Genomic DNA, 15,776 nt, shown 5'->3' with positions numbered 1-15,776 from the left:
TTCCTTTGTGTTCCCTGTTTTCTGTTTTTCTTTCGGCTCAATCCGGGCGCAGGCCGCGCAGCGCGGCGTCGAAGGCATCGCTTCCGCGGCGAAGGTCGGCAACGATGCGGCCGTGGCGCATGCACACGAGCCGGTCGGCCAGCGCGGCTTCGCGGCGCAGGTGCGTGGCGATCAGCAGGGTGCGCGCCCCGGCGTGTTGCGCGAGGCGCTGCAGCACGTCGTGCGCGACGGCGGCGTCGAGCGCCTCGGTCGGCTCGTCGAGCAGCCACAGCGGCACGGGGCGCAGCAGCAGGCGGGCCAACGCGAGCCGGCGCGACTGGCCGCCGGAAAGGCCCAGGCCGCCTTCGCCGAGGCGGGTGTCGAGGCCGGTCGAGAGGGCACGCACGTCGGCATCGAGGCCTGCGGCTTGCAGCACGGCCCAGAGACGCTCGTCGCTTGCGGTGGGATCGGCCAGGCGGAGGTTGTCTCGCAGGCTGTCCTGGAAGAGTTCGGTGCGCTGGGTCAGCAGGCAGGCGGGCTGTGCGCTCATATGGCCGGCTTGCGGCGTGAGTTCGCCGGCGACGGCAGCCAGCAAGGTGGACTTGCCAGCGCCGCTCGCGCCGACAACCGCGACGCGCTCGCCGGCGCGCAAGGTCAGCGACACGTCGCTCAAGACCTCTGTTCGGCTGCCGGGGTGCGTGACGCTGACGTGCTTCAGCTGCAGCGCGAAAGGCTCCCCGCCTTCGGGCTTTGTCGCGGCCGCATCGTCTGCCGAAGAAGCCATGCGTGGGGCGAGACGCCGCACCGCAAGCCAGGTGCGTCCGGCATCGAGCGCGCCACGGCGCAGCGCCGCGAAAGGCTCGGTTGCCGTGAGCGCCACCAGCAATGCCAACGCAGCCGCCGGTGCGCCGATCAGGCCCTCGCTGACGAGCATTCCAACGATGAGCAGCACGCCCACGAGGGTCAGCGTGCCCGCGCTGCCGTAGGCGAAGCCGGAAGCCGCCTCGAGCCGGTTCAACGCGAGGTCGGCCTTGGCGAGTCGTGCGTCGGCGCGCATCAGCGCCTCGCGCTGCGCGTCGATGCGGCCTGCCATCACCAGGTCGGTCTGGCCCGCGACAAGGTCGACGGCACGGGCGCGCAAGGCTTCGATGGCATGCGCGCGCCGCACGGCAGGCCGACGCGCGCGCCGCGCCACCAGGAAGGCAATGCCCCAGCCGGTGACCACGAGCCACAGCGCCAGCGCCGCGCCCATCGCCGCATGCATGAAGCCGAGCACCACGCCCGCCAGCAATGCCGCACCCAGCGCGGCGGCAGCGGGCACCAGCAGGCGCAGGTAAAGCGATTCGAGCGCATCGATGTCCGACGTGAGGCGGAACAGCAGCCGTGCCGGACGCATCAGCAGCGCACGCGCCGCCTCGGGCCTGGCCCAGCCGCGGAACAGGCGCACGCGCAGCGCCGCGAGCACGCCGAAGGTCGCGTCGTGCGTGACGAGCCTTTCGCCATAGCGAGAAGCCGTGCGGCCCAGTGCCAGCAGCCGGATGCCGGCCGAGGGCATGAACACGTCGAAGGTGAAGGCGGTGGCCGCATGCAAACCGGCCAGCGCGGTGGCGGTGATGAACCAGCCGGAGAGGCCGAGCAGCGCCATGCCCGCAAGCACGGTGACGGCGGCAAGCAGGCCGCCCAGCAGCAGCGCGCGGGGCTGTTCGGCGAAGAAGGGGCGCAGCACGAGCCGCAGTTCGCGCCACTGCGCGGTGTTGGTTCTGCGGGCGTTCATGCGGCCTTCTCCATGGCTTCGGCGCCGAGGCTCACCACGCGGTCCATGCGCGCCGCGAGCACGGGGTCGTGCGTGGCGACGATCAGCGTCTTGCCGCGTGCCAGTTCGGCAAGGGCGTCGGCCACGCGGGCGGCGGTCTCGGAATCGAGGTGCGCGGTCGGCTCGTCGACCAGCAACAGGTCGGCGTGCGGATGCACCGCGATGCGGGCCAGCGCGAGCCGCACGGCTTCGCCCCCGGAGAGGCCGCTCCCGCCCTCGCCCAGCGCCGTGCCGGGATGCGCCTGCGCCACGGCGTCGAGCGAGGCGAAGCGCATGGCCTCGGCCACGCGGGGCGTGCCGACATCCTCGCGGCCCAGGGCCACGTTGGCCTCGACCGATCCAGCGAAGACGTGCGGCGCCTGTCCCATCCACGCCATGCGTTGGCGCAGCGCGGCAATCGTGTGATCGGTGAGCACGACGCCGCCGATTGAAATCTCGCCGTGCGTCGCCGGCACGAGGCCCGCAAGCAGCGACAGCAACGCCGTCTTGCCCGAGCCGCTGGGCCCGGCCAGCGCGATGTGTTCACCGGCTGCGACGCGAAGCTCCAGGCCGTCGAAGACCGGATTCGTTTCACCCGGCCAGGAGAAATGCAGGCCGTGGATGGCGACGGCGGGGGCGTTAGCGGCAGCACCCGCGGCCGCACGCTTGAGCGCCGCGCTCGCGCCGGGCAGCGGCAGCGTCTTTTGCTGCAGCCCGTCGAGCGCCTGCAGTGCCGCCTCACCGGCCGCCCGGTCGTGCCACACCGCCGACAGCTCGCGCAGCGGCTCGAAGAAAGCCGGCGCCAGCAGCAGGACGAACAGCCCCTCGCCCAGGCTCAGCGTTCGCCCCCACGTGCCGAAGCCGAGCGAGCCCAGCAGGTGGAAACCGACATACGCCGCCACCATCGCCACGCCCAGCGCCGAGAAAAGCTCGAGCACGGCCGACGAGAGAAATGCGATGCGCAACACCGACATCGTCCGCACGCGCAGCGACTGCGCGGCATCGCCCAGCCGGTGCGCCGTGGCATCGACGGCATCGAGCGCGCGCAGCGTCGCCAGGCCGCGCAGGCGATCAAGCAGGAAGGCGTTCATGCTGCCCATCTCGACCATCTGCGCCTCGCTCGCGGCCTTGGCGCGCCAGCCGACGATGGCCATGAAGATCGGGATCAGCGGCGCCGCGACCAGCAGCACCAGCGCGGCCACCCACGAGAAGCAAGCCACAGCGCAAAGAATGAAGACCGGCACGACCGTGGCACGCCAGCGCGCCGGCTGGTAGCGCACGAGGTACGGCACCAGCGCCTCCGCCTGCTCGGCCAGCACGCTGGCCGCCTGGCCCGAAGGCGCGCGGCCCCGGTCCAGCGGCGATCCGCCGGCCAATGCCTCGGCCGTCAGTGCGCGCAATGCGGTGAGCCGGGCCCGGGCGCGGCCGAAAGTCCGGCGTGCGCCCCAAGCCTCGCAAGCGGCGCGCAGCAAACCCAGCAGCAGAATCGCGCCGGCCGGCAGCCACACCGCGCGAAGGCCCTGCACCGACGCCAGCCCCTGCACCGCCATAGCCAGCAGTGCCGCCTGCGGCAGCCAGAGCAACGCGGCGGCGCCTTGCACCACTCCGCCGACGTCGGGCGAAGCGAAAGCCTTCAACGGCGATCGGGGGTGCGAGTGCTGGGCCATTCCTTGTTTTCTTGGATTTTCAGTATTTACTGAAATTTCCACAATCATACCGGAGACGGGAGCGACTGACGAGCCCGCAGACTGCACGGTCCGGCGCTCGAACGCAACACGTTCGGGAAGATTCAGCGCGGGCCCCCGCGCGGGGCGCCCCCCGGCTAATGAGAAACGGCTATTCCGCTGACCAGCAACGCGGCAAAAAGCATGAACACGCCGCGCCATGAGGCCGGGCGCGCCTCGACCCAGCGGTACAGGAGCGCAGCCGCTGCGATCGACAGGCCGAAGGTCGCGGCCAGGCCGGCAGCATCGAACCACGCGCCGTGCGGCCCGGCATTCGCCACCGCTGCGTTCATGGCGAGCAGCACCGGGAAGTGAATGAGGAACAGCGAGTACGACATGCGCCCAAGCCGCTGCAACGGCACTGCCAGCGCCGGCCAGTGCGCCGGCGACAACCAGTGCCGGCGCTGCGCGATGGCGATCAGCAGCGCCGTCACCAGCGCGGTGGCGATGCGGCTGCGCCAGTCGATGGCGAGCGCGCCCGCACCCACCAGCGCCAGCATCGCGACCGCGCCCTGCCAGGTGCTGAAGCGCGTGGCACGGCCGATCCAGAACACCAGCATGCCCAGGCCGTAGGTGCCGAAGAAATAGAAAGCGGTGTCGTCCAGCCCCGCGTTGCGGTTGAACAGCGCGAGCGATGCCACGGCCAGCCCCAGCACCAGCGCCACCGGCAACCAGCGCGCCGACAGGCTGGCGGGCGCCGCGCCGGTCGAGCGCTGCAGCATGGTTGGCAGGCCCACCAGCGCAAGCGCGAGCGCAAACAGCTGGAAGTCGATGGCCACATACCAGACGCCGGTAGACAGCGACTCATAGCCCATCAGGTCCTGCAGCAGCAACCCATGCGCGACCAGTTGCCCGAAGGTGGGTGCCGCGGGCACCACTTCCTCATCGAGCCACGGCCGCACGACTGCTGCAACCAGCACGCACACGGTGAGCGCGGCCAGGTACGGCATCACCAGCCGCCCATAGCGCTGCAGGATGCGCGCGACCGGCCGGTCGACGCGCAGCATGCCGTCGGGCGCCAGGCTTGCCGCCGCCAGGAAGCCTGCGATCACCAGGAAAACCTGCACCGCAAGCCGCCCCTCGTTGGACAGCCAGGCGAAGAAATCGGGCGCGAGCGCATACGCGCCGGCCGGCATGGGGCCGTAGCGCGACAGGTGATGCCCGACGATCACGGCGCACGCAATGCCCTTTGCCGCATCGAGCAGCGGCATGCGACCCGCCGATGGCGACGGCGCCCGGGCGACAGGCGCCGCGCCGTTCGCGACGGCGGTCAAAGCGCCAACCGCTGCCTTGCTTCCTGGTACTCGCGCTTGAGCTTCTCGATGAAGGCCGCGGCGCTGGCCACTTCGGTCACGGCGCCGATGCCCTGGCCCGAGCCCCAGATATCTTTCCAGGCCTTGGCCTTGCTGCCGTCGCCGGTCGCGAAGTTCATGGTCTTGAGGTCGCCTTCCGGCAGGTTGGCCGGGTCCATGCCGGCCTTGACGATGCTCGGCGCGAGGTAGTTGCCGTGCACGCCGGTGAACAGGTTCGAATAGACGATGTCGTCCGAGTTGCCGTCGACGATGGCCTGCTTGTACTCCTCGCTGGCACGGGCTTCCTCGGTCGCGATGAAGGCGGTGCCGATGTAGGCGAAGTCGGCGCCCATGGCCTGCGCAGCGAGCACCGCGCCGCCGGTGGCGATGGAGCCCGACAGCGCAATGGGGCCGTCGAACCACTGGCGAATCTCTTGCACCAGCGCGAACGGGCTCTTCACGCCCGCGTGGCCGCCGGCACCGGCCGCCACCGCGATGATGCCGTCGGCGCCCTTCTCCACCGCCTTCTGCGCGAACTTGTTGTTGATGATGTCGTGCAGCGTCACGCCGCCGTAGCTGTGCACCGCGTCGTTCACGTCGGTGCGCGCGCCCAGCGAGGTGATGACGATCGGCACCTTGTACTTCACGACCATCTCCATGTCGTGCTCGAGCCGGTCGTTGCTCTTGTGCACGATCTGGTTGATGGCGAAGGGCGCTGCAGGCTTGTCGGGGTTGGCCTTGTTGTAGGCAGCCAGCTCTTCGGTGATCTCGATCAGCCACTCTTCGAGCTGCGCCGCGGGGCGCGCGTTGAGCGCGGGCATCGAGCCGGCCACGCCTGCCTTGCATTGCGCAATCACGAGCTTGGGGTTGCTGATGATGAACAGCGGCGAGCCGATGATCGGCAGCGGCAGGTTCGCGAGTACGGGGGGCAGCTTGGACATGTCGTCTCCGGAAATGGGTTCGGTTTTATAAGAGAGAGGGGCCGCTGCAGCCCGTCAGATGGGCGACAGCGGCCGCGCGTCAGAACGCGTCGAGCGCCAGGGCGGTGACGCTCTCGGCGCCGTCGACGATGCTGTCGCGAATGCCAGGCACCTTGTTCAGGATGTGCTCGGCGTAGAAGCGCGCGGTGGCTGCCTTGGCCAGCATGAAGTCGGTGTCGAAGCTGCGCGAAGCGAGGTCCTGCGCAATGATCAGCGAGCGCGCGAGCTGCCAGCCGGCCACCAGGTTGCCCGCGAGCATCAGGTAGGGCACGCTGCCGGCGAACACCGCGTTGGGCGATGCCTTGGTCTGCCCGGCCACGAAGTCGACCACGTCGATGAAAGCCAGGCGCGCGGCCTTCAGGCGCTTGAGCACCGCAACCGCTGCAGGGTTGTCGCTCTTGGCCAGTTCGGCTTCGGTCTTCTCGATCTGAGCGTCAATCGCCTTCGCGGTCTGGCCGCCGTCGCGCGCGGTCTTGCGGCCCACGAGGTCGTTGGCCTGGATGGCGGTGGTGCCTTCGTAGATGGTGAGGATCTTCGCGTCGCGGTAGTACTGCGCGGCACCGGTCTCCTCGATGAAGCCCATGCCGCCGTGCACCTGCACGCCGAGCGATGTCACCTCCAGGCTCATCTCGGTGCTGTAGCCCTTGACCAGCGGCACCATGAATTCGTAGAAGGCCTGGTTCTGCTTGCGCGCGTCGGCATCGGGATGGTGGTGCGCGGCGTCGTAGGCGGCGGCGGCCACGCTGGCCATTGCGCGACAGCCTTCGGTGTAGGCGCGCATCGTCATCAGCATGCGCTTGACGTCAGGGTGGTGAATGATCGGTGCGCTGGCGTTGATCGAGCCATCGACCGGGCGGCTCTGCACGCGGTCCTTGGCATAGGCCACGGCGTGCTGGTAGGCGCGCTCGGCAATCGCGATGCCCTGCATGCCCACGGCGTAGCGGGCCGAGTTCATCATGATGAACATGTACTCGAGGCCGCGGTTCTCCTGGCCGACGATGTAGCCCACGGCGCCGCCATGGTCGCCGTACTGCAGCACGGCGGTGGGCGAGGCCTTGATGCCCATCTTGTGCTCGATGCTCACGCAGTGCACGTCGTTGCGCTCGCCAAGCGAGCCGTCCTTGTTCACGAGGAACTTGGGCACGACGAACAGGCTGATGCCCTTCACGCCTTCGGGCGCGCCGGTCACGCGGGCGAGCACCAGGTGCACGATGTTCTCGGCCATGTCGTGCTCACCGTAGGTGATGAAGATCTTGGTGCCGAACACCTTGTAGGTGCCGTCGGGCTGCGGCTCTGCGCGGCTGCGCACCATGGCCAGGTCGCTGCCGGCCTGCGGCTCGGTGAGGTTCATCGTGCCGGTCCACTGGCCGCTCACGAGCTTCTCGAGGTACACCGCCTTCAGTTCGTCGGAGCCGGCCGTGAGCAGCGCCTCGATGGCGCCGTCGCTCAGCAGCGGACACAGCGCGAAGCTCATGTTGGCCGAGTTCAGCATCTCGCCGCAGGCCGCACCGATGGTCTTGGGCAGGCCTTGGCCGCCGAAGTCCGACGGATGCTGCAGGCCCTGCCAGCCGCCCGACACGTACTGCGCGAAGGCTTCCTTGAAGCCCGGCGTGGTGGTGACGACGCCATCCTTGAACGACGAGGGGTTGCGGTCGCCTGCAATGTTCAGCGGCGCCACCACGTCCTGGTTGAAACGGGCGCATTCCTCGAGCACGGCCTGCGCGGTTTCGAGGCCGGCGTCCTCGAAGCCGGGCAGCTTGGCGATCTCGCCGATGTTGGCCAGGTGCTCGATGTCGAACAGCATGTCCTTGATGGGGGCGGTGTAGCTCATGTCTTGTCTCCAGATACAGCGGATACGAAAAGGGCATCGCGAACGATGCCCTCCGGCTCAGTGCAGCGATGCGATCAGAGCGCCTTCACCAATTCGGGCACGGCCGTGAACAGGTCGGCCACCAAGCCGTAGTCGGCCACCGAGAAGATCGGAGCCTCTTCGTCCTTGTTGATCGCGACGATGACCTTTGAGTCCTTCATGCCGGCCAGATGCTGGATGGCGCCCGAGATGCCCGCTGCGATGTACAGCTGCGGCGCGACGATCTTGCCGGTCTGGCCCACTTGCCAGTCGTTCGGTGCGTAGCCCGCGTCCACCGCTGCACGGCTGGCACCGAGGCCTGCGTTCAGCTTGTCCGCCAGCGGCGTCATCACTTCGGTGAACTTTTCTGCGCTGCCCAGGGCACGGCCACCCGAGACAATGATCTTGGCGGCCGTCAGCTCAGGGCGGTCGCTCTTGGTCACTTCGCGGCTCACGAAGCTGCTCTTGCCGCTGTCGGCCACGCCTTCAGCCGTTTCGACGGTTGCGCTGCCACCGGTGGCGGCTGCTGCGTCGAAGCCGGTCGTGCGAACCGTGATCACCTTGGTGGCGTCGCTGCTCTGCACCGTGGCAATCGCGTTGCCGGCATAGATCGGGCGCTCGAAGGTGTCGGGGCTGTCGACCTTGGTGATGTCAGAGATCTGCGCCACGTCCAGCTTGGCGGCCACGCGCGGTGCCACGTTCTTGCCGTTGGCGGTCGAGGGGAACAGGATGTGGCTGTAGTTCGCTGCAATCGCCAGCACTTGCGCTGCAACGTTCTCGGCGAGGTTCTCTGCCAGGCTGGGGCTGTCTGCGGCGATGACCTTGGTCACGCCTGCGATCTGTGCGGCTGCCTTGGCTGCTTCGGCGGCATTGGCGCCTGCCACCAGCACATGCACTTCACCGCCGCAAGCCAGGGCTGCGGTCACGGTGTTCAGGGTGGCCGGCTTGATGCTGGCGTGGTCGTGTTCGGCAATAACAAGTGCGGTCATGTTCAGATCACCTTCGCTTCGTTCTTCAGTTTCTCGACCAGGGTGGCAACGTCAGGCACCTTGATGCCGGCACCGCGCTTGGGCGGCTCGCTGACCTTCAGGGTCTTCAGGCGGGGCTTCACGTCCACGCCCAGGTCCTCGGGCTTGAAGGTGTCCAGCTGCTTCTTCTTGGCCTTCATGATGTTCGGCAGCGTCACGTAGCGCGGCTCGTTCAGGCGCAGGTCGGTGGTGATGACGGCCGGCAGCGTGAGCGTCAGCGTTTCCATGCCGCCGTCGACTTCGCGGGAAACCGTGGCCTTGTCGCCTGCGACTTCGACCTTGGAGGCGAAGGTGGCTTGCGGCAGGTCGGCCAGGGCAGCCAGCATCTGGCCGGTCTGGTTGGCGTCGTCGTCGATGGCCTGCTTGCCCAGGATGATCAGCTGGGGCTGTTCCTTGTCGACCAGCGCCTTCAGCAGCTTGGCAACGGCCAGGGGCTGCAGCTCTTCGGTGGTCTCGACCAGGATGCCGCGGTCGGCGCCGATGGCCATCGCGGTGCGCAGGGTTTCCTGGCACTTGGCGTCACCGCAGGACACGGCGATGACTTCGGTGACCACGCCCTTTTCCTTCAGGCGAACGGCCTCTTCGACAGCGATCTCGTCGAAGGGGTTCATGCTCATCTTGACGTTGGCAATGTCCACCCCGGTGCCGTCGCTCTTCACGCGCACCTTCACATTGTAATCGACGACCCGTTTGACAGGTACCAGAACCTTCATTGACTTGACTCCATTGGATTGCAAAAAGGGGGCTTCGAGGGCAACCGGTCATTCTAGGACGCGACCTTTGCCGCCTCTCCATTCTTCTTGTCGGCGCTGCGGGCCAAAAAAAGAACGATCGTGCTTTTCCTCGATTATAAAACAGCGTCGGGCGCTGGCGCGACTCCCGGCGGTAAAGACTCCACCCGCACCACGCGCTGCGGATAGGGAATGTCGATTCCGGCGCCGCGCAACCCGTCGAGGATCGCGATGTTGATGGCCGAGCGCAGGTTGTCCTTGCCCTTGTCGGGATCGGTCACCCAGAAGTTGAGCGTGAACTCCAGCCCGTCGGGCGCGAAGTTCATGAGGAAGGCCACCGGCGCGGGGTCGCTCATCACGCGCGGCTGGGCCTTGGCCGCCTCGCACAGGATGGACTGCACCTGCGCCACGTCGCTCTCGTAGCCCACCACGATGGTGGTGGTTATGTTGAACTTGCGGTCGGCCAGCGAGAGGTTCTCGACCCGGCTGGTAATGAGAGATTCGTTCGGCACGATGGCCTCGCGGCCGTTGCCCGCGCGAATGAGCGTGTAGCGCGTCTTGATGTCGGTGATGCGGCCTTCGAAGGTGTCGACCTTCACGTTGTCGCCGATGCGGATCGAGCGCTCCAGCAAAATCACGAAGCCGCTCACGTAGTTGGACGCCAGCTTCTGCAGCCCGAACCCCAGCCCCACGCCAAGCGCGCCGCCCAGCACCGACAGCGCCGTCAGGTCCACCCCCACCGCCGACAGCGCGAACAGCATGCCGATCAGCAGCAGGAAGGCGCGCACCGCGTTCGACGCCACCTTGCGCATCGACAGGTCGGTGACGGCCTCGCGCAGGATGCGCTTCTCGACAGTGCTCGATATCCACAGCGCGATCATCATCACCAGCCCGGCCGACAGCGCGCCCTGGATGATGGTCTGCAGGCTCACACGCGTCTTGCCGAAGGCCAGCGTGATGTCGTCGAGCTCGGCCAGCACGGGCGGCAGCAGGCCCACGATCCACAGCACCGCTGCGATCCAGGCCAGCCACGACACCGTGCGCTCCAGCAGCCGCACCATGTTGGACGCCGGGAACACCGCGCGCAGCACTCGCGCAAAGAGCCGGATCACCGCCAGCGACAGGAACATCGACACCGCGATGCGCAGCACAAGCACGGTCTGGAAATCGCCCACCGCGCGCCGGGCAAGGTCGGTGAGCACCAGCGCGAGCAGCGGGAAGAGCACGCCGTCGAAGGTGCGCTCGCCGAACCAGATCGAGTCCTTGGGCTGGTCGCGCCCGAACCATTTGCACACGCCCCAGGCCAGGGCGATGCAGGCCACCAGCACGGCGAGTTCGATGGCGATGCCGCGTGCATCGACCTGGCTCAGGCGTTGGGTGAAGTCGTTGAAATTCATCGGTTCAAAAAAGATGGGCGCCGCTCGCGCCGGCGGCACTACAGGTCGGCCAGTACGCGGATGTGGGCTTCCACGCTGCGCGCCAGCGCATCGAGGTTGTAGCCGCCTTCGAGCATCGAGACGATACGGCCCTTGGCGTGGCGTTTGGCCACATCGTGCACCCGCCCGGTGATCCAGGCGAAGTCGTTCTCGTTGAGCCCGAGCTGGCCCAGGTCGTCCTCGCGATGGGCGTCGAAGCCCGCGCTGATGAAGATCATCTGGGGCTTGAACTCCTCCAGCCGCGGCATCCACACCGCCTCGATCATCTCGCGCACGTCCATGCCCCTGGTGTAGGCCGGGATCGGCATGTTCAGCATGTTCGGCGCGGGATGGTCGGTGCCGCTGTACGGATAGAACGGGTGCTGGAAGAAGCCGACCATCAGCACGCGCGGGTCGTTCGAGAGAATGTTCTCGGTGCCGTTGCCGTGGTGCACGTCGAAATCGACGATCGCCACGCGCTCGATGCCGTGCACTTCGATGGCATGCCGCGCGGCAATGGCGATGTTGTTGAAGAAGCAGAAGCCCATCGCCTGCTCCCGGCAGGCATGGTGGCCGGGCGGGCGCACCGAGCAGAAGGCGTTTTCCAGCTCGCCTGCCACCACCGCGTCGGTGGCGGCAATGGCGGCTCCGGCGGCGCGGCGCGCGGCCAGCAGGGTGAAGCGGGTGAGCACGGTGTCGGGGTCGACCTGCGCATGGTCGGGGCCGCCGGCGGGCTCGTCGGCCACCAGCCGCTGGTGAAGTTCCTCGAGGTGCTCGACGTGCGCGGTGCTGTGCGCCCGGGTGAGCTGCTGCAGCGTGGCCAGCGGCACGTCGCGGTGTTCGAGCGCGTCGCCCACGCCGGTGAGCAGCAGGCGGTCTTCGATGGCATCCAGGCGGCCGGGACATTCGGGATGCCCGCCGCCCATGTCGTGCTTCCAGAAGTCGCGATGTGTGAAGTAGCCTGTCTTGCCCATGTCTCTCGCGTGTAGACCTCACGCGGCATGGGGCCGCATGGTCTTACGGTATCGTTTGCATATGGATACAAATATGGACGTTGCTGCAAAGCTAGCCACTTTGTTAAGTCAGCTTAACACGGTGATCGTGGGCAAAGAGGCTCAGGTGCGCGACTGCGTGGCATGCCTGCTGGCGGGCGGCCACCTGCTGATCGAAGACGTGCCGGGGGTCGGCAAGACCACCCTCGCCCACGCGCTGTCGCACACATTCGGTTTGCAGTTCTCGCGGGTGCAGTTCACCGCCGACCTGATGCCGGGCGACCTGTCGGGCGTGGCCATCTACGACCGGGGGCAGCAGGCCTTCGTGTTCCACCCCGGGCCGATCTTCGCGCAGGTGCTGCTGGCAGACGAAATCAACCGCGCCAGCCCCAAGACGCAGAGCGCGCTGCTCGAGGCGATGGAAGAAAAGCAGGTCACGGTCGAGGGCGAGACCCGCCCGCTGCCCACGCCCTTCTTCGTGATCGCCACGCAGAACCCGCAGGACCAGCTCGGCACTTTCGCGCTGCCCGAGTCGCAGCTCGACCGCTTCCTGATGCGCATCTCGCTCGGCTACCCCGACCGCGCCGCCGAACGCCAGCTGCTGGCGGGCACCGATCGCCGCGAGATGCTGGCCAGCCTGCCCGCGCTGCTGACCGCCGGTGAGCTGACCGCCATCCAGCAGCGCGTGCAGCAGGTGCATGCGGCCGATGCGCTGCTCAACTACGTGCAGGACCTGATCGCCGCCACCCGCTCGGGCCGCTGGTTCCTGCAGGGGCTGTCGCCGCGCGCCGGCATCGCGGTGCTGCGCGCGGCCAAGGCGCAGGCGCTGCTGGCCAATCGCAACTACGTCGCGCCGGACGACGTGCAGGCCGTGCTGCCGCAGACCATCGCGCACCGCCTCACGCCGGTGGGCGACGCGGGCCGGGGCGCCGTCGAGCAGGTGCGCGCCATGATCGCCGCCGTGCCCCTGCCGTGAGCCTGCGCTCGCGCATCGACGGCTGGTTCCTGTCGCGCCGGCCGCCGTCGGACACGCTGGAGCTGACCCAGCGCAACGTCTACATCGTGCCCACGCGGGCCGGCTGGACGCTGGCCGCCACGCTGCTGGTGCTGCTTATCGCGTCGATCAACTACCAGCTCAACCTGGGCTACCTGCTGACTTTCCTGCTGGCCGGCAGCGTGGCGGTGGGCATGCACGTGTGCCACGGCACGCTGCGCGGGCTGTCGATGCACATGGTGGCGCCCGATGCGCACTACGCGGGCGCGGCCGCCGTCTTCAAGGTGGTGCTGCACAACACCCGGCGCAGCGTGCGCTACGGCATCGGCATGGCGGTGCGCGGCAGCGGCCAGTGGGCCTGGACCGATGTGCCGGCCGAAGGCACGGCCACCGTCGAGATCGCGTTCCAGCCCGAGCGCCGCGGCCTGCACCCGGTGCCGCCGCTCACTGCCGAGACCCGCTTCCCGCTAGGCACCTTCCGCGTGTGGACGGTGTGGCGACCGGCGGCCCGCATGCTGGTCTACCCCGCGCCCGAAGCGCACCCGCCGCCGCTGCCGCCGGGCGAGCCGCTGTCCGGCCCGGCCGCCGCATCGGCCGCATTGCGCGCCGCCGGCTCCGGCGAATACGATGGCGTGCGTGCCTACCGGCGCGGCGACCCGCTGAAGCTGGTTGTCTGGAAGAAAGCCGCGCGCGCCCAGGCCGCCGGCTCCGAAGACCTGGTGAGCCGCGACACCCAGCAGACGCAGCGCGAGGAACTCTGGCTCGACGCCCAGTCCGCCGGCCTCCCCGACACCGAAGCCCGCATCTCGCGCCTGTGCGCCTGGGTGCTGATGGCCGACCGGCTGGGCGTGGACTACGGCATGCGCGTGGCGGGCCGGGTGGTGAAACCCTCGCAGGGCGAGGCGCACCGGCGCGCCTGCCTCGAAGCATTGGCCCTGTGCTGAACGAAGGCCAACGAACATGAACAAGCTCATGACGCGGCTGGCGGCCCTGCCCCGGGATGCACGGGACACGCTGTTCCTGCTCACGGTGATCGCGCTGATCGTGCTGCCGCAGATCGAGAACATTCCCTGGTGGTGCACAGCCATCACGGCCATGGTGCTGCTGTGGCGCGGGATGCTCGCGGTGCAGGCCCGCCCGCTGCCAGGCAAATGGTGGCGCGCCGCGCTGCTGGCGCTCACGCTGGCCGCCACCTTCGCCACCCACCGCACGCTGCTGGGACGCGACGCGGGCGTCACGCTCATCGTGATCCTGCTGGCGCTGAAGACGCTGGAGCTGCGCGCCCGGCGCGACGCCTTCGTCATCTTCTTCCTGGGCTTCTTCGCGATGCTCACGAACTTCTTCTACTCGCAGTCGCTGCTGACCGCATTCACCATGCTGCTCGCGCTGCTGGGCCTGCTCACCGCGCTGGTCAACGCGCACATGCCGGTGGGCCGGCCGCCGCTGTGGCAGGCCGCGCGCACCGCCGGCTGGATGGCGCTGGCCGGCGCGCCGATCATGCTGGCGCTGTTCCTGCTGTTCCCGCGCTTCGCGCCGCTGTGGGGCACGCCCAGCGACGCCATGGTGGGACGAAGCGGCCTGTCGAACGTCATGCGTGTCGGCACCATCGCCGAGCTGGCGCTCGACGACAGCATCGCCGCGCGGGTGCGCTTCGAAGGCGGCAAGCCGCCGCCGCAAAGCCAGCTGTACTTCCGCGGCCCGGTGCTCGCGCAGTTCGACGGCCGCGAATGGACCGCGCTGCCGTCATGGGCGCGCGGCACGCAGTGGGCGCCGAACCTGCGCGTGAGCGGCGAGCCGGTGCGCTATGAGGTCACGCTCGAGCCCAGCAACCGCCCCCTGCTGCTGACACTCGATGCCGCGCCGCGCGCGCCGGAGGCTCCGGGCTTCGAGGTGACGGGCACGCCCGACCTGCAATGGTTGGCGAACCGGCCGCTCAACGACCTGGTGCGTTACCGCGCCGAGAGCTACACGCAGTTCCACAGCGGCCCACTCAAGCGCGCGGGCGGCCAGCTGCAGGCCTACCTGGCGCTGCCGCCCGGCACCAATCCGCGCACCGCGCAGCTTGCCTCCGAGATGCGCGCCGACCCCGCACTGGCCGGCGCCGATACGCCGGCCTTCGTGCAGGCCGCGCTCGCACGGCTGCGCACCGGCGGCTACGGCTACACGCTGGAGCCCGGCGTCTATGGCGACAACACCGCCGACGAGTTCTGGTTCGACCGCAAGGAAGGCTTCTGCGAGCACATCGCCTCGGCCTTCGTGGTGCTGATGCGCAACCTGGGCGTGCCGTCGCGCATCGTCACCGGCTACCAGGGCGGCGACCTCAACACGGTCGACAACTACTGGATCATTCGCCAGAGCGACGCGCATGCCTGGGCCGAGGTCTGGCAGGAAGGCACGGGCTGGGTTCGCGTCGATCCCACCGCTTCCGTCGCGCCGGGCCGCATCGGGCAGTTCCAGCGGCTGGTGCCGCAGCCGGGGCTGTTCGCGGGCGCCATCGGCGCGATGAGCCCCTCACTCGCGCAGAACATCCGCGCCGCCTGGGAGGCGGTGAACAACGGCTGGAACCAGTGGGTGCTCAACTACACGCAGAGCCGCCAGCTGAACCTGCTGAAGAACATCGGCTTCGAGGCGCCGAGCCTGGAAGACCTGGCCTATGTGCTGCTCTATCTGCTGGTGGGCGCGAGCCTCGCCGGCGCCGCCTGGACGCTGTGGGAGCGCAGCCGTCACGACCCGTGGCTGCGCCTGCTGGGCCAGGCCCGCGCGCGGCTCGCCAAGGCCGGCCTGCAGCTGCCCGACACCGCGCCGCCGCGCCAGATGGCCCAGGCCGCCGACGCGCGCTTCGGCCCTGCCGCGCAGGCGGTGCGCGACTGGCTGCTGAAGCTCGAGGCACAACGCTACTCACCGGCCACGCCGGACTCCCTTTCCACCCTGCGCGCCGAATTCCGCCGCCTCGCCTGGCCCGCCGCGAACCCGCGCGGCTGAAACCACATGTGTCCCCGA

At 68.7% G+C, this 15,776-nt stretch carries 12 protein-coding genes; 3 read left to right on the top strand and 9 right to left on the bottom strand.

Annotated features, from left to right (window positions below):
- Positions 1–37: 37 nt before the first annotated feature.
- The 9 genes from cydC to ACQY8B_RS06595 all read right to left on the bottom strand — a co-directional run bounded on the left by cydC (position 38) and on the right by ACQY8B_RS06595 (position 11,764).
- The gene (gene cydC, locus ACQY8B_RS06635) at positions 38–1,753 is read right to left on the bottom strand and encodes a thiol reductant ABC exporter subunit CydC (RefSeq protein WP_422085966.1); all 1,716 of its coding nucleotides are present in this window, start codon (positions 1,751–1,753) and stop codon (positions 38–40) included.
- Positions 1,750–3,438 (bottom strand): thiol reductant ABC exporter subunit CydD, encoded by a 1,689-nt coding sequence (gene cydD / locus ACQY8B_RS06630; RefSeq protein WP_422085965.1) that lies wholly within the window; start codon positions 3,436–3,438, stop codon positions 1,750–1,752. The genes cydC and cydD overlap by 4 nt, the downstream gene beginning before the upstream one ends.
- 155 nt (positions 3,439–3,593) lie before the next feature.
- Entirely contained in the window at positions 3,594–4,706 is a 1,113-nt protein-coding gene (locus tag ACQY8B_RS06625) for an acyltransferase family protein (RefSeq protein WP_422085964.1), read from the bottom strand.
- A gap of 59 nt (positions 4,707–4,765) precedes the next feature.
- Positions 4,766–5,728: an NAD(P)H-dependent flavin oxidoreductase gene (locus ACQY8B_RS06620; RefSeq protein WP_422085963.1), complete on the bottom strand. Its 963-nt coding sequence runs from the start codon at positions 5,726–5,728 to the stop codon at positions 4,766–4,768.
- A 79-nt stretch (positions 5,729–5,807) separates the two neighbouring features.
- Complete coding sequence (locus ACQY8B_RS06615) at positions 5,808–7,598, bottom strand: acyl-CoA dehydrogenase (RefSeq protein ID WP_422085962.1); 1,791 nt, start codon at positions 7,596–7,598, stop codon at positions 5,808–5,810.
- Positions 7,599–7,672: 74 nt separating this feature from the next.
- Positions 7,673–8,605 carry an electron transfer flavoprotein subunit alpha/FixB family protein gene (locus tag ACQY8B_RS06610; protein ID WP_422085961.1) on the bottom strand — a complete coding sequence of 311 codons (933 nt, stop codon included), beginning with the start codon at positions 8,603–8,605 and terminating at the stop codon, positions 7,673–7,675.
- Between the two features lie 2 nt (positions 8,606–8,607).
- Entirely contained in the window at positions 8,608–9,357 is a 750-nt protein-coding gene (locus tag ACQY8B_RS06605; protein WP_422085960.1) for an electron transfer flavoprotein subunit beta/FixA family protein, read from the bottom strand.
- A gap of 134 nt (positions 9,358–9,491) precedes the next feature.
- On the bottom strand, positions 9,492–10,772 hold the full coding sequence (locus ACQY8B_RS06600; RefSeq protein WP_422085959.1) for a mechanosensitive ion channel family protein: 1,281 nt from the start codon (positions 10,770–10,772) through the stop codon (positions 9,492–9,494).
- A 38-nt stretch (positions 10,773–10,810) separates the two neighbouring features.
- Positions 10,811–11,764 carry a histone deacetylase family protein gene (locus ACQY8B_RS06595; protein ID WP_422085958.1) on the bottom strand — a complete coding sequence of 318 codons (954 nt, stop codon included), beginning with the start codon at positions 11,762–11,764 and terminating at the stop codon, positions 10,811–10,813.
- Positions 11,765–11,837: 73 nt separating this feature from the next.
- Here ACQY8B_RS06595 and ACQY8B_RS06590 point away from each other — a divergent pair, with 73 nt between their 5' ends.
- From ACQY8B_RS06590 to ACQY8B_RS06580, 3 genes are read left to right on the top strand one after another with little or no spacing between them, the layout of a single operon-like run.
- Positions 11,838–12,758 (top strand): AAA family ATPase, encoded by a 921-nt coding sequence (locus ACQY8B_RS06590; protein ID WP_422085957.1) that lies wholly within the window; start codon positions 11,838–11,840, stop codon positions 12,756–12,758.
- The gene (locus tag ACQY8B_RS06585) at positions 12,755–13,720 is read left to right on the top strand and encodes a DUF58 domain-containing protein (protein ID WP_422085956.1); all 966 of its coding nucleotides are present in this window, start codon (positions 12,755–12,757) and stop codon (positions 13,718–13,720) included. Before ACQY8B_RS06590 ends, ACQY8B_RS06585 begins: the two co-directional genes overlap by 4 nt.
- A gap of 16 nt (positions 13,721–13,736) precedes the next feature.
- Entirely contained in the window at positions 13,737–15,758 is a 2,022-nt protein-coding gene (locus ACQY8B_RS06580; protein WP_422085955.1) for a transglutaminaseTgpA domain-containing protein, read from the top strand.
- Positions 15,759–15,776 lie beyond the last annotated feature (18 nt).

The organism is Variovorax sp. (assembly GCF_965279555.1).
Lineage (GTDB): Bacteria > Pseudomonadota > Gammaproteobacteria > Burkholderiales > Burkholderiaceae_C > Variovorax.
The sequence above is the reverse complement of the archived record's forward strand: the minus strand, read 5'-3'. Positions and strand labels throughout refer to the sequence as shown.